Below are 21,341 nucleotides of genomic sequence, written 5' to 3' on the forward strand. Positions count from 1 at the left end.
AAAGCCCGCTCGGCGGGCTTTCTCGTTTGCGGGCGGGGCGGCCCTACAGCATGCGTTTTTGCGCCGCCATCCACAGTTGCATGACGTCGCGGGCGCGGTCGCTCAGCAGTTTCTCCGCGTCCGTCAGCGCCTGTTGCAGCGTGATGGGGCCCGGCGCCAGGCTGAACGCGGCGCTGATCCCGACCGCGTGCAGCGCTTCATAGCCTTCGCCCAGCGAGCCGGCCAGCGCCACGACCGGCACGCCCGCGCGCTGCGCGATCCGGGCGACGCCGGCGGGCGTCTTGCCGCGCAGGGTCTGCGCGTCCATGCGGCCTTCGCCGGTGAACACCAGGGTGGCGCCCACGACGGCCTCGGCCAGGCCGCCCAGTTCCGCCACGATCTCCACGCCGGGCCGGAAGCTGGCGTCCAGGAACGCCTTGGCCGCGAAGCCCAGCCCGCCGGCCGCGCCGGCGCCGGGTTCGTGGCGGTGATCCGCCGCCAGGTGCCGCGCGCAGACGTCGGCGAAATTCTCCAGCATCTGGTCCAGGACCAGCACCTGTTCCGGCGTGGCGCCTTTCTGCGGGCCGAATATGTGCGAGGCGCCCTGCGGGCCGCACAGCGGATTGTCCACGTCCGACGCGATATCGATGCGGATGCCCGCCAGGCGCGGATCCAGGCCGCGGGTATCGATGCTGGCCAGCTTGCCGAGCGCGCCGCCGCCGGGCGGCAGGCTGCGGCCTTCGGCGTCGAGCAGGCGCACGCCCAGCGCCGTCAGCATGCCGGCGCCGCCGTCGTTGGTGGCGGACCCGCCCAGCCCGAGGATGATGCGCGTGGCGCCCGCGTTCACGGCGGCCAGCATCAGTTCGCCCACGCCATGGCTGCTGGCGCGCATCGGGTCGCGCTTGGAGGGGGGGATCAGTTCCAGGCCCGCCGCCGCGGCCATTTCGATCACGGCCGTGCCGTCTTCCAGCAGCCCCCAGGTTGCGTCGACCTTGTAGCCCAGCGCATCGTTCACCGTCAGTTGCCGCGCCTTGCCGCCGGTGGCCGCCAGCACGGCCTCGACCGTGCCCTCGCCGCCGTCGGCCATGGGGATGCACACCGTATGGGCGCCGGGGAAGGCGGCCTTGACGCCGCGCGCGATGGCCGCGGCCGCGTCGGGCGCGGAAACGCTTTCTTTGAAAGAGTCGGGAGCGATGACGATTTTCACGGATTCGAACGGGCCGGTAGGGGTTGGAGTGATGCCCATGATACCCGGCTGTACGCAGCCGGCGTACCATAACGCTTCCGTTGTTTTAGCGAGAGTGGACCGTCATGCCCGTATTGCGCCGCACCAAAATTGTCGCCACCCTGGGGCCCTCGACCTCGACGCCCGAACGCATCGACGCGATGATCCGCGCGGGCCTGGACGTCGCCCGCCTGAACTTCTCGCACGGCAGCGCGGACGACCATCGCGAGCGCGCGCGGATGGTGCGCGAGATCGCCGCGAAGCAGGGCCGTTTCGTGGCCATCATGGGCGACCTGCAAGGGCCCAAGATCCGCATCGCCCGCTTCACCGACAAGCTGGTCCAACTGCAGGTCGGCCAACCCTTCACCTTGTCGCGCGCGCATCCGAAGGAGGCCGGCACGGCCAGCATCGTCGGCATCGATTACCCCGAGCTGGTGCAGGACTGCCGCGTCGGCGACGAGCTGCTGCTCGACGACGGCCGCGTCGTGCTGGTGGTGGATCGCGTCGAGGGAGACGAGGTCCACACCACCGTGACCGTGGGCGGCCCGCTGTCGAACAACAAGGGCATCAACCGCCGCGGCGGCGGCCTGTCCGCGCCCAGCCTCACCGACAAGGACCGCGTCGATATCAAGCTGGCGGCCGAAATGGAGCTGGACTACGTGGCCGTGTCGTTCCCGCGCTACGGCAGCGATATCGACGAGGCGCGCACGCTGCTGGCCGCGGCCGGCAGCCAGGCATGGATCATCGCGAAGATCGAGCGCGCCGAGGCCGTGGCGGACGACGAGGCGCTGGACGCCCTGATCCGCGCGAGCGACGGCGTGATGGTCGCGCGCGGCGACCTGGGCGTGGAAGTGGGCGACGCCGAGCTGGTGGGCATCCAGAAGCGCATCATCCAGCACGCGCGCACCCTGAACAAGGTGGTCATCACCGCGACGCAGATGATGGAGTCGATGATCTCCAGCCCCATGCCGACCCGGGCCGAGGTGTCCGACGTCGCCAACGCGGTGCTGGACTACACCGATGCCGTCATGCTGTCGGCCGAGAGCGCCTCGGGGCAGTATCCGGTGGAAACGGTGCAAGCCATGGCGCGCGTCTGCCTGGGAGCGGAAAAGCATCCCACCTCGACCAAGTCGCACCATCGCCTGGGCGAGACGTTCTCGCGCTGCGATGAAACCATCGCGCTGGCCGCCATGTACGCCGCCAACCATTTCCCCGGCGTGAAGGCCATCATCTCGCTGACGGAAAGCGGGCACACGCCGCTCATCATGTCGCGCATCCGCTCCGGCGTGCCGATCTATTGCTATAGCCCGCACAGCATCACGCAGAACCGCGTGGCGATGTTCCGGGGCGTGTACACCATCCCGTTCGCGCCCTCGGACTACGAGCCGGCCGACCTGAGCAATGCCGCCATCGACGAACTGCGCCGCCGCAACCTGGTGCAGGCCGGCGACTGGGTGATCCTCACCAAGGGCGATTTCTACCGCGACAGCGGCGGCACCAACGGCATGAAGATCCTGCTGGTGGATTGACGCGCGCCGGCCGGGAGGAGGCTCCCGGCCGCGCCGGCCTCAACCGAAGAACCAGTAGCACACGCCGATGGCCGCCAGCACGCCGGCCAGGTCGGCGATCAGCGCGCAGCCCACGGCGTGGCGGGCCCGCAGTATCCCCACCGATCCGAAGTACACCGCCAGCACGTAGAACGTGGTCTCGGTGCTGCCCTGGACGACCGCCGAGAGCAGCGCCGGGAAACTGTCCACGCCGAAGTGCGTCATCGTCTCCAGCATCATGGCGCGGGCCGCGCTGCCCGAAAACGGCTTGACCAGCGCGGTGGGCAGGGCGTCCACGAAACGCGTGTCCCAGCCCGCGTGCTCGGCCATCCAGCGGATGCCGTCGAGCAGGAAGTCCAGCGCGCCCGAGGCGCGCAGCACGCCGACCGCGCACAGCATGGCCACCAGATAGGGCAACAGGCTCTTGGCGATGTCGAAGCCTTCCTTGGCGCCTTCGATGAAGGCCTCGTAGACCGGCACCTTCTTCCAGGCGCCGGCGATCAGGAATGCGATCAGGATGCCGAAGAGGGTCAGGTTGCCCAGCAGCGACGACAGCGAGGCGATGGCGGCGGCAGACATGCTTGCCAGGAGCGCCATGAATCCGCCCATGATGAGCGCCGCGCCGCCCAGCCACAGCATGACGACGGGGTCCGCCAGGCGCAGGCGCTGGCAGGCCGCCACCGCCAGGAAACCCGCCAGGGTGGACGCGCTGGTGGCCAGCAGGATGGGCAGGAACACCAGGGTCGGATCCGGCGCGCCCTGCTGCGCCCGGAACATGAACAGCGTGACCGGCAGCAAGGTCAGCGATGAGGCGTTCAGCACCAGGAAGAGGATCTGCGCGTTGGTGGCGGTCTCGGGCGTGGGATTCAGGGATTGCAGCTCGCGCATGGCGCGCAGCCCGATCGGCGTGGCGGCGTTGTCCAGCCCGAGGCCGTTGGCCGCGAAGTTCAGCGTGATCAGGCCGATGGCGGGATGGTTGCGCGGCACCTCGGGCATCAGGCGCGCGAACAGGGGGCCCAGCACCCGCGCCAGCTTTTCCACCAGCCCGGCGCCTTCGGCGATGCGCAGGAAGCCCAGCCACAGGGTCAGCGTGCCGAACAGCAGCACCATCACTTCCACGGAGACGCGCGCCATGTCGAACAGGCTGGCCACCATCAGGCGGAAGACCTCGGGATCGCCGATGGCCAGCCAGCGGTACAGCGCGGCCGCCGCCGCGGTAAGGAAGAAGGCCAGCCAGAGTTTGTTCAGCATGCGGAAAGTGCCCGGATAGCGATTCGTCGCGCCGCCCATTGTCGCATCCCGGCAAGCCGCAGCTTGGCCCGCCGTCGCCAATTCTGGTACTTTGGCCCCAGGGGCGACAACACATAACAGTGAGAGACACTCATGGATTTCAATGCCTGGCGCCGGCGCCGCATCTCGGAACCCGCGTACCGCTGGGCGCGCAATGCGTTGCCGGCCATGTCGGCGACCGAGCGCGAAGCCATCGAGGCGGGCGACACCTGGTGGGACGCGGACCTCTTCACCGGCAACCCCGACTGGCGCAAGCTCCTGGACGTGCCCGCCGCCGCGCTGACCCCTGAAGAGCAGCGCTTCATCGACGGCCCGGTGGCCCGGCTGTGCGCCATGCTGGACGAATGGGACATCACCTGGAACCGGCGCGACCTGCCGCCGGAAGTCTGGGCCTTCCTGAAGGCGGAGCGCTTCTTCGGCATGATCATCCCGCGGCGCTACGGCGGCCTGGGGTTCTCGCCGTACGCGCACTCCGAAGTCGTGCGGCGCATCTCCGCCTATTCGATCACCGCGGGCGTCACGGTCATGGTGCCCAACTCGCTGGGCCCGGGCGAACTGCTGATGCAGTTCGGCACCCCCGCCCAGCGCGATTACTGGCTGCCGCGCCTGGCCGACGGCAGCGAAGTGCCGTGCTTCGGCCTCACCAGCCCCGAGGCGGGCTCCGACGCGGCCTCCATGGTGGATACGGGCGTCGTGTGCCGGCAAGTGGTGGACGGCCGCGAGCTGATCGGCATCCGGCTGAACTGGCACAAGCGCTACATCACGCTGGGCCCCGTGGCGACGGTGCTGGGGCTGGCGTTCAAGATGTCGGACCCCGACGGCATCCTGGGCGGCCCCAAGGACATCGGCATTTCCGTCGCGCTGGTGCCCACCGAGGCCCCGGGCGTCGAGATCGGCCGCCGCCACCTCCCGGCCATGCAGGTCTTCCAGAACGGCCCCAACCGCGGGCGCGACGTGTTCGTGCCGCTGGATGCGCTGATCGGCGGCGCCGAGCGCGCCGGGCATGGCTGGCAGATGCTGATGAGCGCGCTGGCGGCGGGCCGGGGCATTTCCCTGCCCTCGCTGTCGGCCGCCGCCGCCGTGATGTGCGCGCACACCACGGGCATGTACGCGCGCGTGCGCGAGCAGTTCGGCATTCCGGTGGGCAAGTTCGAAGGCGTCCAGGAACGGCTGGCCAGCCTGGCGGGCAATGCCTACCTGGTGGAAGCCGCCAGGCGCCTGACCTGCGCCGCGCTGAACCAGGGCGTGAAGCCGGCGGTGGTCTCGGGCATCATGAAGTACCACGCCACCGAACGCATGCGCGGCTCGGTCAACGACGCGATGGACATCCACGCGGGCCGCGCCGTCATCGACGGCCCCAGCAATTACCTGGGCGCGCTGTACCGCGCCGTGCCCATCGCCATCACGGTCGAAGGCGCCAATATCCTGACGCGCAACCTCATCATCTTCGGCCAGGGCGCGATCCGCGCCCACCCGTACCTGATGCCGGAAATGCTGGCGCTGGGCAACCCCGACGAAGAGCGCGGCATCGCCGTGTTCCACGACGTGTTCTGGCGCCACCTGCGGCACGCGGGGATCAACGCCCTGCGCGCCATCGGCCGGGCCTGGACCGGCGGGGTGCTGGCGCCCGCGCCGGCCTCCGGCCCCACCGCCGGGCACTACCGGCGGCTGAGCCGCTACGCCTCGGGCTTCGCCCTGCTGGCCGACGCGACGCTGGCCCAGCTGGGCGGCGGCCTGAAGCGCCGCGAAATGATTTCCGCGCGGCTCGGCGACATTCTGTCGGAGCTGTACCTGCAGTCCGCGGTGCTCAAGCGCTGGGAGGACGAGGGCCGCAAGCACGATGACCTGCCGCTGGTGCATTGGTGCCTGGAGCAGGGCTACGCCAGCATCGAGAAAAGCATGGACCAGGTGCTGCGCAACCTTCCCGGGCGCGTGCTGTCGTGGGGATTGCGCGCGGCCATCCTGCCCTTGCGCCTGGCCAAGGGCCCGAGCGACGCGCTGACGCGCGAATGCGCGGAATTGCTGCTGAAGCCGTCGCCCACCCATGTTCGGCTGGCCGCCGATCTGCACCGGGAACCGGCCGATCCCCAGGCCGGCGGCGACCCGGTGGGCCTGCTGACCCGCGCTTTCGCCCTGGCGGACGCGGTGCAGCCGCTGCGCGACCGGCTGCGCCAATCGGGCGTGCGCGATTGGCGCGAGGCGCACCGGCGCGGCGCCATCACGGATACGCAGGCCGCGCAGTTCGAGGAGGCCGAGGCGACGGTGTCGCGGGTCTTGCAGGTGGACGATTTCGCGCCCGAAGAGCTGTCGCCGTCCGCCGCGCAAGCGGGCGCGGCGCGTGCCGGAGAGAGGCCGGCCGAGGGCGCCTGAGGCGGCGCCCGGCCGGCCGCCGACGCTCAGTCGTCCTGGTTGGGATCCATGCCCGGAAACAGGATTTCGGTGAAGCCGAACTTCGAGAAATCCTGGATGCGGGACGGATAGAGGCGGCCGATCAGGTGGTCGCACTCATGCTGGACCACGCGCGCGTGGAATCCCTCGGCTTCCCGTTCGATGGGCTGGCCAAAGGGGTCGAATCCGCTATAGCGGATATGGCGGTAGCGCGGCACCAGGCCGCGCAGGCCCGGCACCGACAGACAGCCTTCCCAGCCGTCCTCCATCTCGTCGGACAGCGGCGTGATGACCGGATTGCACAGGACGGTCTGCGGCACGGCGGGCGCGTCGGGATAGCGCTCGTTGCGGTCGAAGCCGAAGATCACCAGCTGCAGGTCCATGCCGATCTGCGGCGCGGCCAGGCCCACCCCCTGGGCGGCGGCCATCGTTTCGAACATGTCCTCGATCAGCGCGTGCAGCTCGCGCGTGTCGTAGCGGTCCACGGGCGTGGCCACGCGCAGCAGCCGGGGGTCGCCCATTTTGAGGATGGGATGGATCATGGAGTCCCTTTTTCGGTTTCCGGGAGCCGGACGCCGGAAGCTCAGTCTTCCCGGCCCTTTTTCTCGATGAACTCGATCTTGTAGCCATCGGGGTCTTCGACGAAGGCGATGACGGTTTTGCCATGCTTCATCGGGCCGGCTTCGCGCGTGACCTTGCCGCCCTTGGCCTTGACCTTGTCACAGGCTTCGTAGGCGTTGTCTACTTCCAGGGCGATGTGGCCGTAGCCGGTGCCCAGGTCGTACTTGTCCGTATCCCAGTTGTGGGTGAGTTCGATGACGGCGCCCTCGGACTCGTCCTGGTAACCCACGAAGGCCAGCGTGAACTTGCCGTCGGGGTAGTCCTTGCGGCGCAGGACGCGCATGCCGAGCACGTTGGTGTAGAAGTCGATGGACTTGTCGAGGTTGCCGACTCGCAGCATGGTGTGGAGCATACGCATGGAGGTCTTCCTTAAGCGGTTAGGGGAAGCGGGAAGAACCCGCCGCTGGCGGCGGGTTCCCGGCGGGTGATTCCGATGTCGCCCAGCGCGGCGCCCATGGCGTCGACCGCCTGGCGCATCTGGTCCGGGCCGAAGGCGCCGATGCAGCCGACCCGGAATGTGGGTTGTTCGGTGTTGTAGAAGTTGCTGAGCACGTAGCCGCGGCGCTTGAGCGCATCGACGAACAGCTGCAGGTTCCAGGTCGGCGCGTCCGGGGCCCGGACGTTGACGACGATGGGGCCTTGCAGGGCGGGCGGCAGGTACGGCGTCAGCCCCAGCGCGCCGATGCCGTCGTACAGGGCGCGCATGTTGGCCGTGTAGCGCGCCAGGCGGGCGACGCGGCCTTCCTCATGATACAGGTCCAGCGCCACGGCCAGCGCGGCCAGCGTGGGCGCGGGCGGGGTGAAGCGCGGGCCGGCATTGGGCTGCAGCGTGTGCTGGTAGATGTCGGCCAGGTCCAGCGACCAGCTGCCCGCGTTGCCGCGGGCGGCCTCCAGGCGGTCGCGCCGGGCCACGACGAAGGCGGCGCCGGGCAGGCCTTCCAGGCACTTGTTGGCCGTCAGCACCACGGCGTCCACGGCGGGCAGGCTGCCCAGGTCCAGGGGCAGAGCGCCGAAGGCGGATACCGCGTCGACGATGACGCGGCGGCCCAGCGCGTGCGCGATGCGCGCCAGCTCCGGCACGTCGTGGCAGATGCCGCTGCCGGTTTCGCTGTAGACGAGCGCCAGGTGCGTCAGCGAGGGATCGCGTTCCAGCGCGGCGGCGACCGCTTGCGGATCCACGCGTTCGGTCGCGCCCACGGGCAGGGGCACGGCGATCCGGCCGGCATCGCCGGCCAGCCTTTGCAAGCGGGCGGCGTAGGCGCCGGTGGAAGGGGCCAGCAGCCTGCCGCCCGGGGGCACGAAGGTGCGGATCGCGGCTTCCACGGCGAAGTGGCCGCAGCCCGGCAAGGCCAGCGCGGCGTGCTCGTCGGGCGCGCCCTGCGCCGCGCGCAGCACGCCGTCGCAGACCTGCCGGTAGGTATGGCGGAAATCGTTGTCCCAGGGCGCGTAGTCCTGCGCCATGGCGGCCTTCACCCGCGCGTCGGTCGTGACCGGGCCCGGAATCAGCAGCAGCATTTCAAGGCTCCTTTAGTGGGAACAGGCACTCATCTTCAAGCCGCCTCAGAACTGGGGCAGGGAAGCGGGGTCGTGACGCCGCAGGATGTTCTTCGCGTCTTCGAAGTCGGGCAGTATCTGCCCCACCTCGCGCCAGAAGTCCTGACTGTGGTTCATTTCGCGCAGATGGGCAAGCTCGTGCGCGATCACGTAGTCGATGATGGCGGGCGCGAAATGGATCAGGCGCCAGTTCAGCATGATGTTGCCGTCGCTGGTGCAGGAGCCCCAGCGCGTGGCGGCCGACGACAGGCGCCAGCGGCGGATCTTCAGCCCGCTGATCTGCAGGAAATGGGCAAGGCGGGCGCCGAACCAGGCGCCGGCGCGCTGCTGCAGCCAGGCCTGGGCCGAATCGCGGATGCGGCCCTGGTCCGCCGAGGAAGGCAGCGCCAGCCACAGCGTGTCGCCGTCCTGGGGGGCTTCGGCGTCGCCGGACAGATAGGCCTGGCGGCTGTCTCCGCCCACGCCGATCACGATGCGCTTGCCGAGGTAGGGCAGCTCGCCGCCCGGCTGCCAGCGCGTGTGCGCCATGGCCAGCTGCTGCTTGCGGGCATGCCATTCGCGCAGCTTGGTGAGGATCCAGCGGGATTTTTCCCGCACGGCGTCGTCGATCTGCGTCAGGGTGACCCAGTTGGGGGCGGTGACGCGCAGGCCGTCGTCGGTGACCACGAAGCCGATGCTGCGGCGGCGCGAGCGCAGCAGGACGAAGCCGATGGGCTGGTGCTCGGTGGGCACCTCGCGCCAGCGCGCGCCGGGCGGCAGTGGGTCGGGGCAAGGCGTGGGAACGCGCGACGAGGCGTTGGGAGAGAGCGTCAGCAGCGGCTCGCCCGCGGCAGCGGGCGCCGGCGGCGCGTCGGGAAAGAGAGGCTTGGGAGGCGTGGGCTGAAGCGCGGCCGGCCCGGGCGCGGCAGTTCGCGGCGGCGCGCCCTCGGGCGCGCCGTGTGGCTGCATGTCGAACAGGAGTTCGAGCTGATCAGGGCTGGACATACCTTTCAGGATTGAGACGCCGCATTTCCCCTTCGATCCAGTCCTGAACCTTCTGGTTCAGTTCGTCGGGGGAGAGTCCCTTGGATTCTATCGCGGGACCGATGGACAGGGTGATCAGGCCCGGGTATTTCACGAAAGCGTTGCGCCGCCAGCATTCGCCGGCGTTATGCGCCACGGGAATGACGAGGGCGCCGGTGCGCGACGCCAGCAGCGCGCCGCCCATTTTGTAGCGCGCGACCTTGCCCGGCGCGACGCGGGTGCCTTCCGGAAACAGCAGGGGCCAGCGGCCTTCGTCCAGGCGGGTCTGGCCTTGCTTGACGACCTGCTCGAAGGCGTCGCGCCCCTTGGCGCGGTCGATCGCGATCATGCGCAGCAGCGCCAGGCCCCAGCCGAAGAACGGCACCATGTGCAGTTCCTTCTTGTAGACGAAGCAGACTTCGCGCGGCATGTGGGCCGGGAAGAACAGCGTTTCCCAGGCCGATTGGTGCTTGGACAGGATCACGGCGGGGCCGTCGGGCAGGTTTTCCCAGCCCTTGACCTGCCAGCGGATGCCGCAGAAGACCTTGGCGCCCCAGATGGCCAGGCGCGGCCAGCCCACAGTCAGCTTGTAGCGCCAGTGCAGCGGCAGCGGCGCCCACAGGATGCAGGCGAAGGCGTAGGGAATGACCGTGACGGCCAGGAACAGGAAATACAGCAGCGAGCGTAGCCGGGCCATCGGGTCAACTGTCCTGGAGCAGGGCGTCGGCGACGGCCGACAGGTCATCGCACACGCGCGTGTTCTCCGGCAGGCCGCCCTTGGCCAGCGTCTTGCCGCCGTTGCCGGTCAGCACCAGCCAGGGCGAGCAGCCGACCGACGACGAGGCCTGCAGGTCGCGCAGCGAATCGCCGACCGCCGGCACGCCGGCGAGGTCCACGTCGTAGCGGTGGCCGATCTGCTCGAACATGCCGGGCCGGGGCTTGCGGCAGGTGCAGTTGTCGTCCGGGCCGTGCGGGCACATGAAGACGGCGTCGATGCTGCCGCCGGCCGCGGCCAGCTCGCGCCGCATCTTGGCGTGGATGGCGGTCAGCGTATCCATGTCGAACAGGCCGCGCGCCAGGCCCGATTGGTTGGTGGCGACCACCACCCTCCAGCCGGCCTGGGTCAGCCGGGCGATGGCTTGCAGGCTGCCCGGCAGCGCGATCCATTCGTCGGGATTCTTGACGAAGGCATCGCTGTCCTGATTGATGACGCCGTCGCGGTCGAGGATGATCAGTTTCACTGTGCGAGCCTGGAAATGTCTGCCACCTGGTTCATCAGGCCGTGGAGCTGGCCGAGCAGGGCCAGCCGGTTGGCGCGCACGGCGGGGTCTTCGGCCATGACCATGACGTCGGCGAAGAAGGCGTCCACGGGTTCGCGGGCCTGGGCCAGCGTGGTGAGGCTGCCGGCGAAGTCGCCGGCGGCCAGCTGCGCCTCGGCCTTCGGGCGCAGGGCGGACACGGCGGCGGCCAGCGCCTTTTCGGCGGGCTCCACCAGCGCGGCGTCGTTCACCGCCCCGATTTCGCCTTCGGCCTTCTTGAGCAGGTTGCCGATGCGCTTGTTGGCGGCGGCCAGGCTGGCGGCTTCCGGCAGCTGCGCGAAGGCGGCGGCCGCGCGCACGCGCTCGGCCACCTGGTGCAGGGGCGGGGTCAGCGCAATGACGGCCTCGACCGCATTGCGGTCGGACTCGTTGATGAGCTGGTTGCGGTAGCGCTCGTAGATAAAGGCGCGGACCTCGGGCAATGTATCGGCCGGGATCTTGCCGGCGGGGAACGTGCTCGCCGCCAGGTCGAGCAGACCGTCCAGCGACAGCGGGCCGTCCTGGCTGATCTTCAGCCAGCCGCCCGCGGCGAGCTGCTCGAACGCGCTGATCAGGCCCAGCGCGGCGCGGCGCAGCCCGAAGGGGTCGCGTTCGCCGGTGGGCGCCAGGCCGATGGCCCAGATGCCGACCAGGGTTTCCGCGCGCTCGGCGATGAACAGCACGGCGGCGGTCAGCGATTCCCGGGTGACGGGCTCGTCGTAGCGGTTGCGGTACTGGTTGCGCAGCGCCTGCACGACGCTCTCGGGCTCGCCGTCGCCGGCCGCGTAGTAGGCGCCCATGACGCCTTGCAGCTCGGGGAATTCGCCGACCATGTTGGAACCCAGGTCGGCCTTGGCCAGCAGGGCGGCGCGGTCGGCGGCGGAGACGTCGCCGCCCAGCTGTCCGGCCACGCCGCGGGCGATAGCGCGCACGCGCTCCACGCGTTCCAGCTGCGTGCCCAGTTTGTTGTGATAGACGATGGCGCCGAGCTGCTCGACGCGCGCGGCCAGCGGCGTCTTGCGGTCGGTTTCAAAGAAGAACTGCGCGTCCGCCAGGCGCGGGCGCACCACGCGCTGGTTGCCTTCGACGATGTTCACCGGATTGTCCGTGCGCATATTGCTCACGATCAGGAAGCGGTGCGTCAGGCGGCCCGTGGCCGGATCGAACAGCGGGAAATATTTCTGGTTCAGCCGCATGGTCAGGATCAGGCATTCCTGCGGCACTTGCAGGAACTGCTCTTCGAACTGGCCTTCGTAGACGGTGGGCAGCTCGACCAGCGCGGTGACTTCGTCCAGCAGCGCGGCCACTTCCGGATCGTCGCCCAGGGTGGCTGACAGGCGGCCGGCATGATCGAGCAACTGGCGCTTGATCTCGTCGCGACGGCCTTCGAACGAGGCCACGACGCTGCCGCGCTCGGCCAGCGTGGCGGCGTAGGCGTCGGCATCGGCGAACGACACCGGGCCGGCGCTCATGAAGCGGTGGCCCAGGGTTTCGCGGCCGGCCGACAGGCCCAGCGCCGTAACGGGCACCACGTCGGCGCCGAACAGCGCGACCAGCCCGTGCGCCGGGCGCACGAATTTCACGGTGGTGACGCCGTCGGCCAATTGGTAGCGCATGACCTTGGGGATGGGCAGGCCGTCGATCGCGGCGGCTATGCCTTCCTGCAGGCCGGCGGCCAGCTGGGCGCCGGGGGCCGTGCCGCGCGCGACCAGGTAATCCTGCTTGCCGTCGGATTCGCGGTCCAGGGTGGAGACGTCGAGGTTCTCCAGGCCCTTGGCGGCCAACTTCTTTTGCAGCGCGGGGGTGGCGCGGCCGTCTTCGGTCAGGCCGATCTTCACCGGCATCAGTTTTTCGGCATAAGGCTGGTCAGGCGCCTGCGCCAGCACGGCGGACAGGTGCACGGCCAGGCGGCGCGGCGTGGAGTACGCGGTCGCGACGCAGCCGCCGGCCAGCAGGCCGTGACGGTCCAGCGTGGCGCGGACGCCTTCGGCAAAGGCCTGGCCCAGCTTCTGCAGGGCCTTGGGCGGGAGTTCTTCGGTCAGCAGTTCGACCAGCAGCGGGCGGATGTTCGTCGTCATTTATGCTGCCTCCCCGGCGGCCTTGTCGCGGCCCAGCATGGGAAAGCCCAGTCGTTCGCGGGAATCGTAGTAGGCCTGCGCGACGGCGCGCGACAGGTTGCGGATGCGGCCGATGTAGGCGGCGCGCTCGGTGACGCTGATCGCGCCGCGCGCGTCCAGCATGTTGAAGGTGTGCGCGGCCTTCAGCGCGGCCTCGTAGGCCGGCAATGCCAGCGGCACGTCCATCAGGCGCTTGGCCTCGGCTTCGTAGTCATTGAAGTGCGCGAACAGCATCTCGGCCGACGAATGCTCGAAGTTGTAGGTGGACTGCTCCACCTCGTTCTGGTGGAACACGTCGCGGTACAGCACGCGGTTGCCGTTGGCGCCTTCGGTCCAGACCAGGTCGTACACGCTTTGCACGTCCTGCAGGTACATGGCCAGGCGTTCCAGGCCGTAGGTGATCTCGCCGGTGGTCGGCGTGCAGTCCAGGCCGCCCACTTGCTGGAAGTAGGTGAACTGGGTGACTTCCATGCCGTTGAGCCAGACTTCCCAGCCCAGGCCCCAGGCGCCGAGCGTGGGGTTTTCCCAGTCGTCCTCGACGAAGCGGATGTCGTGCTGCGTGGGGTCGATGCCCAGCGCCTTCAGCGAACCGATATAGAGGTCCAGGATTTCCGGGGGCGCGGGCTTCAGCACCACCTGGTACTGGTAATAGTGTTGCAGGCGGTTGGGGTTTTCGCCGTAGCGGCCGTCCTTGGGGCGGCGCGAGGGCTGCACGTAGGCGGCGCGCCAGGGTTCCGGGCCGATGGCGCGCAGGAACGTGGCGGTATGCGAAGTACCGGCGCCGACTTCCATGTCGTAGGGCTGCAGCAGGGCGCAACCCTGCTTGTCCCAGTATTCCTGGAGCGTAAGGATGATTTGCTGAAAGGTGAGCATAGGATTCTTGGAATTCGGCCGCCGGGCAAGGCTTGCCCTGGGCGTGGGAAACCTGGCATTTTAACTGGCGCCGGGGCGGTCCGTCCCGGCAGGGCGCCCGCCCGGGCCGGTTCGGGCCAAAATCCGCCCCGCGCCGGCCGTCAGTAGGTAGGCGGCGTGACCGCGCTGACGATTTCGCTGGGGCCGTCGTGGACGTTGCGGAAGCGGTGCGGGACGCGGCTGTCGAAGTAGTAGGAGTCGCCGGCTTGCAGTACGCGGGTCTTGTCGCCCACCGTTACCTCCACCGCGCCCGAGAGCACCAGGCCGGCTTCCTGGGCCGGATGGCTGAACAGTTCCCCGGTGTCGGCCCCGGGCAGGTAGCGCTCCTGCATCATGAGCATGGCGCGATTGGCGTAGCGGCTTCCTATCATGCGGTAGGAAATCGCGTTCGGATTGCCGATTTCGGGCAGGTCCTCGGGGCCGTAGAACGGCGATTCGGCCACCAGCAGCCGGCTGTTCGAGAAAAAACCGACGATGGTCGTGCCCAAGGCATCCAGCACGGCCGCCAGCGTGTCGAGCGAGGGGCTGATCTTGTCGCGCTCGATCAGGGAGATCGAGGCGTGCGACACGCCCGAACGCTGTGCCACTTCGCGTATGCCCAAGCCGCGGCGGCGGCGTAATTCCCTGATGTCTGCCCCGATTCTCGGCATCGTGTCTCCTCCTGCGGGCCGGTCACGGGACCGGGTGTCGTTCGGGCTTGCAGGATACACGGACGGCGGTCACGGGGGCGATGCCCGCGGCGGGCGGAGATCGGTTATCCGGGGACGGTACGAGAATCGGTCCAGCGGGTAGAGCGGCCTGGCCCGCTCGAAGGGGAGCCGCTCGGGGTGGTAGCCCGTCAGGCCCGGGGTCTCGGCGCTGGCGCACTCGCCCATGTCGGCGAAGGCCAGCTTGAAGTGGTAGCCCGACTTCACGACGATGAGGTCCATGGCGTCCAGGTCGATGCCGGCGTCCAGGTAGCAGCCCGGATCCTGCGACATGACCGCCTCCTGGGTGATCAGCAGGTCATAGCGCGGGTTGCGAAGCACCGCATGGGGACCGAGCAGCAGGGTTGCCCCCCGCATGAAGGCGCCGCGGTTGCGGAAGGTGCCGTCGCCCAGGGCCGCCACCCGGCCCGATACCGTGACCGCCGCGCAGTCCGCGCTGTATCGGCCGCCAGCCGCCAGTTCCACTTGGGCGCCGAGGCCGGCCTGCTGGCACTGGCGCAGCGCTTCGGGATCCGTGACGATGGCGGCCACCCGCCGCCGGGTCAGCGCCAGGGCGCGGTCCAGCACGTGCAGACTGTCGCCAGGCCCGCCCGCCAGCACCCGGTCGCCGAAGTCGCCCACGATCAACCGCCGCGGCGAGCCGTCGTGTTGCCGCAGCAGCGTGTCGATGTCGGGCAGCGCGTGCACGTAGCGGTCGCGCCCGTCCCAGATCGATTGCGCGAGGTCGGCGGCGAGCGCGCGGGCGCGGGGCAACGCCGAGGCGTCGCGGGCGTAGACCAGCACGGTTTGCCCTACGCCGGCGCCGTCGATGAACGGGTTGACGTTGAAGATCGAGACGTCGAGGATGCCGTGGCCGGCGCGCGCGGCGGCCTGGGCCCGCGCGTGGAGTTCGGCCAGCGGGCCCTGCGCGGTTTCGTCGTTGCCCCGGGTCAGCATCGGCACCAGCGCGCTGACGCCCGCGGGCCTTTCGCCCGTCTCCAGCATGCGCAGCAGTTCCCCCGCCACCCGCGCGCCGGTTTCCGCCGCGTCGGCATGCGGGTTGGTCTTGTACGCCGAGGCGAAATCCAGATGGCCGAGCAGCTCGGGAACGGCATGGGCGTGCAGATCGAAACCCGCCACGATAGGCATGTCCGGGCCGACGATGGCGCGTAAGCCGGCCAGCAGATCGGCCTCGGCGCTGTCCAGGCTGGCGGTCTGCATACAGCCATGCAGACAGAGCGCGATAGCATCGAAGCCGCCGGCGCGCGCCGCATCCAGGATGCCGGCGCGCAGCGTTGCGTACGCGGCGTCCTCCACCCGTCCGCCGGGCCGGGCGCGGGCGGCGAGTGTGGACACGGCGGCGCAGCCCCGCGCCTCCAGCGTGCGCAGGATCCCGCCCAGCACCGAGTCGGCGTTGGCATTGGCGCCCAGCATGGTGGCTCCCCGCTCGATCTCGAAGGCGGACAAGGGCGTGCTTGCCGGGGTGAATCCGTGCGTCTCCTGGAACAACTGTCCCACCAGGATGCGGTAGCGGGCAGGCATGGGCTGGTCTCTCCGTAGGCAGGGCCTTCCAGGCCCTTGTGGCTATTTCAGGCTGATGTGGGCGCGCTGTGCCGTCGCCCGCTGCTTGTCGATCTCGGCCTTGAGCTGCGCGGCGAACTCCGCGGGCGGATTGCCCACCGGCACGGCCGAGAAACCGGCCAGTTTCTCGCGGACCTCGGGCATGGCCAGGACCTGCGCGACTGCCCGGTACAGCTGGTCCACGATCGCGGGCGGCGTGTCCTTGGGCGCGACCAGGCCGAACCACGACGCATCGTTGACCTCGGGGATGCCCACCTCCGCGAACGTGGGGACATCGGGGAGGGCCGGGATGCGCTGCGGGTAGGCGATGGCCAGCGCCTTCAGGTCGCCGCTGCGGATGAAGGGCAGGGACGACGGCAGATTATCGAACACCGCGGCGATCTGCCCGCCCAGGGCGTCCTGGAGCGCGGGGCTGGAGCCGCGGTAGGGAACGTGCATCATTTCCGTGCCGGTGCTGAGTTTGAAGAGTTCGCCCATCATATTGGCCTCGGAGCCCGTTCCGGCGGAACCGTAGGTATAGACGTTGGGCTTGTTCTTGAGCAATTGCACGAAGGACGCCATGTCCCGGGCCGGGATGGCGGGTCCGATGGTCAGCACGTTGGGCACGGATGCCAGCTTGGTGATCGGAGCCAGATCGCGCGTAACGTCGTACGAGATGTTGTCGTAGACCACCGGCGTCACCGCATGGGAACTGACCGTGGCGATGCCCAGGGTGTAGCCGTCCGGGTCCGAGCGGATCACGTATTCGCTGCCGATCCGGCCGGCCGCGCCGTTGCGGTTTTCCACGACCACGGTTTGCTTGAGCAGCTTGCCCAGCGGATCGGCGATGCTGCGGGCCAGCACGTCGGTGGTGCCGCCGGGCGGGAAAGGCACGACCAGCTTGATGGGCCGCGACGGATAGGTTTGTTGCGCCAGGACAGGCGCGGCGAGTCCTGCGCCCGCGAGCGCCAGGGCGCCGATGATGATGCCGAGTTTCATTGTTTTCCCCTTGTTTGACGGTAGGCGTTCGCGGCCGCGCCGGGCGTGGCTGCCCGGCGCGGCCGCGGCAATCAGGCCATGCGCAGCGCGGCCGCGCGGCGATGGCCCTCCATGCCTTCGGTGCGGCTCTGGCGCTCGGCCGGCGGCGCCACGGCGGCCACGCCGCGCGCGTCGAGCCATTGGTGGGTGCAGATCTTCAGGAACGATCCCACCCAGAGGCCGCCGGTGTACCGGCCCGCCCGCATTGTGGGCAGGGTGTGGTTGGTGCCGCAGCATTTGTCCGAATACACCACGCTGGCCAGGGTCCCGATGAACAGCGAGCCATAGTTGCGCAGCTTGGCCGCCGTGGCATGCGGGTCGCGGGTATGGACCTGCAGGTGTTCGGCGGCGACGTGGTCCGAGTAGGCCAGCATGGCGGCTTCGTCCTCGCACAGCACGATTTCGCCGTAATCGGCCCAGGCCCGCGCTGCGACGGGCGCGGTGGGCAGGTCCCGCAGCTGGCGTTCCACGGCCTCCAGCGTGGCGCGCGCCAGCTCCGCGCTGGTGGTGATCAGGCCGACGCGCGTGCGCACATCGTGCTCGGCCTGCGCCAGCAGGTCGGTGGCGATCATATCGGCGTCGCCGGTTTCGTCGGCCACCACGAAGATCTCGCTGGGGCCGGCCAGTTGGTCGATGCCGACTTCGCCGAACACCTGGCGCTTGGCTTCGTTGACGTAGGCGTTGCCGGGGCCGACGATCTTGTCCACGGCCGGAATGGACTCGGTGCCGCAGGCCATGGCCGCGATGGCCTGGGCGCCGCCCACCAGGAAGATGCGGTCGGCGCCGGACAGGTGGCACCCGGCGATCATCGCGGGGTGGGCGCCCGGCGGCAGGCAGGCGATCACTTCCTCGCAGCCCGCGACCTTGGCGGGAACGATGGTCATGACGGGCGCTGACAGGATCGGGTAGCGGCCGCCGGGCACGTAGGCGCCGATGCGCTGCACCGGGATGACGCGATGTCCCAGGTGCAGCCCGGGCAGCGTCTCGATTTCCAGGGGCAGCACGGTGGCCAACTGCGCCTGGGCGAACGCCCGGACGCGTTCGATGGCGAACTCGGTGTCTTCGCGGGTCTGCGCGTCCAGGTCGGCGACGGCCTGCAGCCGGACCTCCATGGACACCTCCAGCGCCGGCGTGTCCTTGCCGTCGAACTTCAGGGAGTATTCGCGCACGGCGGCGTCGCCGCGCGCTCGGACCTGGGCGATGATTTCGCGCACCGTATCCTCGATGGCGCTGGCGCTGTCTTCGGCGCGGGCGGCGGGCGATTTGACGTAATTCAGTTGGCTTGCTGCGGACATGGAAGGCTCTTCGTGACGGATGTGTTGCGGGTGGCGGTCACTATAAGAGCGGGGCCGCGCCTTGTTTCACGGCTGCGGCGGGGCGATCACTATATTGACCGGCCGCGCCCCGTTGCGCGGTGTTCCGTCCCCGTCCAGCCGCCCGCAGCGGCGGTTCCCGGGGCGCGGGGCAATGCGGGCAGCCCGGCGCGGGCTGGTGAATATACTGACCAGGGCGGGGCGCCAGCGTGCGCGGCGCATTGGTCGTATGATGCCGGTCTGAGCCAGTCTTATATAAAACCCGGAAGGAGCAACCCCATGTCCGACCTGATCAAGGTGGAAGTCACCGACGGCATCCAGATCATTACGATCAACCGTCCCGAAGCCAAGAACGCCATCAACCTGGAAGCCGCGCAGGCCATGGCCGCCGCGCTGGACCAGCTGGACAGCCGCGACGACGTGCGCATCGGCATCCTGACGGGCGGCGGGGGCACGTTCTCCTCGGGCATGGACCTGAAGGCCTTCGCGAAGTCCGGGCAGCGCCCCTACGTGGAAGGCCGCGGCTTCGCCGGCCTGAACGAACGGCCGCCCAAGAAGCCGCTGATCGCCGCCGTCGAAGGCTACGCGCTGGCCGGCGGCTGCGAAATGGCCCTGGCTTCCGACCTGATCGTGGCCGCCAGCAATGCCAAGTTCGGCCTGCCCGAAGTCAAGCGCGGCCTGGTGGCCGGCGCCGGCGGCATGCTGCGCCTGCCGCGCCGCCTGCCGTACCATATCGCCATGGAGGTCATCCTGACCGGCGAAATGCTGACGGCCGAGCGCGCCCATTCCTTCGGCCTGGTCAACCGCCTGACCGAGCCGGGCGGCGCGCTGGCCGGCGCGCTGGAACTGGCCCGCGGCATCGTCGAGAACGGCCCGCTGGCCGTGCAGACCGCCAAGAGCATCGTGTCGCAGTCGGGCGACTGGGACCAGGAAGGCATGTTCGACCGCCAGCGCCCGCTGATCGCCCATATTTTTTCGTCCGCCGACGCCAAGGAAGGCGCGACCGCTTTCGCCGAGAAGCGCAAGCCGGTCTGGCAGGGCAAGTAAACGACGTTCGCCGCCGCGCGGCCCGCTGCCCCCGGCGAGCCGTTTCCGCCTAGGGGCGGCCCGGCGGCGGCACGGTCATTTTTCCCTTGCGGCCGGCCTGGCCGGCCGTGTTTTCCGGTTTTCCATTCAGACAGTCAATCGCCATGTCAGTCATCATTAAAGAAGAAGACTTCGTCCAGTCGATCGCCGACGGGATCCAGTTCATCAGCTACTACCACCCCGTGGACTACATCCGCCACCTGGCGCGCGCCTACGAGCGCGAGGAAAGCCCGGCCGCGCGCGATGCGATGGCCCAGATCCTGACCAATTCGCGCATGTGCGCCGAAGGCAAGCGTCCGCTGTGCCAGGACACCGGCATCGTGAACGTCTTCCTCAAGGTGGGCATGAACGTGCGCTTCGACACCAAGCGCACGCTGCAGGAGCTCTGTGACGAGGGCGTGCGCCGCGGCTACCTGAATCCCGACAACCCGCTGCGCGCCTCCGTGCTGGACGACCCGCTGTTTGCGCGCAAGAACACCCGCGACAACACGCCCTGTATCCTGCACGTCGAACTTGTCCCGGGCGACAAGGTCGACGTGCAAGTCGCTTCCAAGGGCGGCGGTTCGGAAAACAAGTCCAAGTTCGCCATGCTGAACCCCAGCGATTCGCTGGTGGACTGGGTGCTCAAGACGGTTCCCACGATGGGCGCCGGCTGGTGCCCCCCGGGCATGCTGGGCATCGGCGTCGGCGGCACCGCCGAAAAAGCCATGCTGATGGCCAAGCAGTCGTTGATGGAAGACATCGACATGTACGAACTGCTGGCCCGCGGCCCGCAGAACAAGCTGGAAGAGCTGCGCATCGAACTGTATGAAAAGGTCAACGCGCTGGGCATCGGCGCGCAGGGCCTGGGCGGCCTGACCACGGTGCTCGACGTCAAGATCAACACGTTCCCGACGCACGCGGCTTCCAAGCCCGTCGCCATGATCCCGAACTGCGCCGCCACCCGCCACGCGCACTTCGAGCTGGACGGCTCGGGCCCCGCCCGCCTCGACCCGCCGTCGTTGTCCGAATGGCCGGAAGTGCACTGGGCGCCGGACTACAACAAGTCCAAGCAGGTCGACCTGAACACGCTGACCAAGGAAGAAGTCGCCAGCTGGAAGCCGGGCCAGACCCTGCTGCTGTCGGGCAAGATGCTGACCGGCCGCGACGCCGCGCACAAGCGCATCCAGGACATGCTGGCCAAGGGCGAGCCGCTGCCCGTGGACTTCACCAACCGCGTCATCTACTACGTCGGCCCGGTCGATCCGGTGCGCGACGAAGTGGTGGGCCCGGCCGGCCCCACCACCGCCACGCGCATGGACAAGTTCACCGACATGATGCTGGAGCAGACCGGCCTGATCGCCATGATCGGCAAGTCCGAGCGCGGTCCGGTCGCGATCGAGTCCATCAAGAAGCACGGCTCGGCCTACCTGATGGCCGTCGGCGGCGCTGCCTACCTGGTGTCCAAGGCCATCCGCGGCGCCAAGGTGCTCGGCTTCGCCGACCTGGGCATGGAAGCCATCTACGAGTTCGACGTGAAGGACATGCCGGTGACGGTGGCGGTCGACGCCCAGGGCACCTCGGTCCACACGACTGGACCCAAGGAATGGCAGGCCAAGATCGGCAAGATTCCCGTCGCCGTGGCGTAACGGGTTGACCTGACCTGACCTGAAAATGGCCGCTGGAATCAGCGGCCGTTTTCTTTTTGAGCGTATCCGGCTTGCAGGACCTGCAGGACGTTGCGGG

At 69.1% G+C, this 21,341-nt stretch carries 18 protein-coding genes; 4 read left to right on the forward strand and 14 right to left on the reverse strand.

The window, feature by feature from the left end:
• Window positions 1-43: 43 nt before the first annotated feature.
• Window positions 44-1,186 (reverse strand): glycerate kinase, encoded by a 1,143-nt coding sequence (locus ADE01S_RS19760; RefSeq protein ID WP_062683473.1) that lies wholly within the window; start codon window positions 1,184-1,186, stop codon window positions 44-46.
• A gap of 104 nt (window positions 1,187-1,290) precedes the next feature.
• On the opposite strand from ADE01S_RS19760, the gene pyk reads away from it, so the two are divergent.
• Entirely contained in the window at window positions 1,291-2,733 is a 1,443-nt protein-coding gene (gene pyk / locus ADE01S_RS19765; RefSeq protein ID WP_062683432.1) for a pyruvate kinase, read from the forward strand.
• A gap of 39 nt (window positions 2,734-2,772) precedes the next feature.
• Here the strand turns inward: pyk and ADE01S_RS19770 are convergent, their stop codons facing one another.
• On the reverse strand, window positions 2,773-4,002 hold the full coding sequence (locus ADE01S_RS19770; protein WP_062683474.1) for a spore maturation protein: 1,230 nt from the start codon (window positions 4,000-4,002) through the stop codon (window positions 2,773-2,775).
• A gap of 132 nt (window positions 4,003-4,134) precedes the next feature.
• Between ADE01S_RS19770 and ADE01S_RS19775 the strand changes: the two genes are divergently transcribed.
• Complete coding sequence (locus tag ADE01S_RS19775; protein WP_062683433.1) at window positions 4,135-6,411, forward strand: acyl-CoA dehydrogenase; 2,277 nt, start codon at window positions 4,135-4,137, stop codon at window positions 6,409-6,411.
• A 26-nt stretch (window positions 6,412-6,437) separates the two neighbouring features.
• On the opposite strand, the gene def is transcribed toward ADE01S_RS19775, so the two are convergent.
• The 12 genes from def to hisD all read right to left on the reverse strand — a co-directional run bounded on the left by def (window position 6,438) and on the right by hisD (window position 18,512).
• Window positions 6,438-6,971 carry a peptide deformylase gene (def, locus tag ADE01S_RS19780; RefSeq protein WP_062683434.1) on the reverse strand — a complete coding sequence of 178 codons (534 nt, stop codon included), beginning with the start codon at window positions 6,969-6,971 and terminating at the stop codon, window positions 6,438-6,440.
• Between the two features lie 41 nt (window positions 6,972-7,012).
• Window positions 7,013-7,408 (reverse strand): lactoylglutathione lyase, encoded by a 396-nt coding sequence (gloA, locus tag ADE01S_RS19785; protein WP_062683435.1) that lies wholly within the window; start codon window positions 7,406-7,408, stop codon window positions 7,013-7,015.
• 11 nt (window positions 7,409-7,419) lie between these two features.
• The gene (locus tag ADE01S_RS19790; RefSeq protein ID WP_062683436.1) at window positions 7,420-8,565 is read right to left on the reverse strand and encodes a 2-aminoethylphosphonate--pyruvate transaminase; all 1,146 of its coding nucleotides are present in this window, start codon (window positions 8,563-8,565) and stop codon (window positions 7,420-7,422) included.
• A 45-nt stretch (window positions 8,566-8,610) separates the two neighbouring features.
• Window positions 8,611-9,588 (reverse strand): M48 family metallopeptidase, encoded by a 978-nt coding sequence (locus tag ADE01S_RS19795; protein ID WP_082775854.1) that lies wholly within the window; start codon window positions 9,586-9,588, stop codon window positions 8,611-8,613.
• Window positions 9,575-10,303 (reverse strand): lysophospholipid acyltransferase family protein, encoded by a 729-nt coding sequence (locus ADE01S_RS19800; RefSeq protein WP_062683437.1) that lies wholly within the window; start codon window positions 10,301-10,303, stop codon window positions 9,575-9,577. The genes ADE01S_RS19795 and ADE01S_RS19800 overlap by 14 nt, the downstream gene beginning before the upstream one ends.
• 4 nt (window positions 10,304-10,307) lie before the next feature.
• Window positions 10,308-10,847, reverse strand: coding sequence for a D-glycero-beta-D-manno-heptose 1,7-bisphosphate 7-phosphatase (gene gmhB, locus ADE01S_RS19805; RefSeq protein ID WP_062683438.1), 540 nt, complete (start codon window positions 10,845-10,847; stop codon window positions 10,308-10,310).
• Window positions 10,844-12,982 carry a glycine--tRNA ligase subunit beta gene (gene glyS / locus ADE01S_RS19810; RefSeq protein ID WP_062683439.1) on the reverse strand — a complete coding sequence of 713 codons (2,139 nt, stop codon included), beginning with the start codon at window positions 12,980-12,982 and terminating at the stop codon, window positions 10,844-10,846. Before glyS ends, gmhB begins: the two co-directional genes overlap by 4 nt.
• Window positions 12,983-13,894, reverse strand: coding sequence for a glycine--tRNA ligase subunit alpha (gene glyQ / locus ADE01S_RS19815; protein ID WP_062683440.1), 912 nt, complete (start codon window positions 13,892-13,894; stop codon window positions 12,983-12,985). It lies immediately after the preceding gene.
• A 140-nt stretch (window positions 13,895-14,034) separates the two neighbouring features.
• On the reverse strand, window positions 14,035-14,583 hold the full coding sequence (locus ADE01S_RS19820; RefSeq protein ID WP_062683441.1) for a cupin domain-containing protein: 549 nt from the start codon (window positions 14,581-14,583) through the stop codon (window positions 14,035-14,037).
• Between the two features lie 69 nt (window positions 14,584-14,652).
• Window positions 14,653-16,161: a M81 family metallopeptidase gene (locus tag ADE01S_RS19825; RefSeq protein WP_062683442.1), complete on the reverse strand. Its 1,509-nt coding sequence runs from the start codon at window positions 16,159-16,161 to the stop codon at window positions 14,653-14,655.
• A gap of 42 nt (window positions 16,162-16,203) precedes the next feature.
• A complete protein-coding gene (locus tag ADE01S_RS19830) occupies window positions 16,204-17,178 on the reverse strand; it encodes a Bug family tripartite tricarboxylate transporter substrate binding protein (RefSeq protein ID WP_062683443.1) in 975 nt (324 codons plus the stop codon).
• Window positions 17,179-17,249: 71 nt separating this feature from the next.
• On the reverse strand, window positions 17,250-18,512 hold the full coding sequence (gene hisD / locus ADE01S_RS19835; protein ID WP_062683444.1) for a histidinol dehydrogenase: 1,263 nt from the start codon (window positions 18,510-18,512) through the stop codon (window positions 17,250-17,252).
• 297 nt (window positions 18,513-18,809) lie between these two features.
• On the opposite strand from hisD, the gene ADE01S_RS19840 reads away from it, so the two are divergent.
• Window positions 18,810-19,577, forward strand: coding sequence for a crotonase/enoyl-CoA hydratase family protein (locus ADE01S_RS19840; RefSeq protein ID WP_062683445.1), 768 nt, complete (start codon window positions 18,810-18,812; stop codon window positions 19,575-19,577).
• A gap of 143 nt (window positions 19,578-19,720) precedes the next feature.
• Entirely contained in the window at window positions 19,721-21,244 is a 1,524-nt protein-coding gene (locus ADE01S_RS19845) for a fumarate hydratase (RefSeq protein ID WP_062683446.1), read from the forward strand.
• Window positions 21,245-21,341 lie beyond the last annotated feature (97 nt).

It is taken from the genome of Achromobacter denitrificans NBRC 15125 (assembly GCF_001571365.1).
GTDB lineage: Bacteria > Pseudomonadota > Gammaproteobacteria > Burkholderiales > Burkholderiaceae_B > Achromobacter > Achromobacter denitrificans.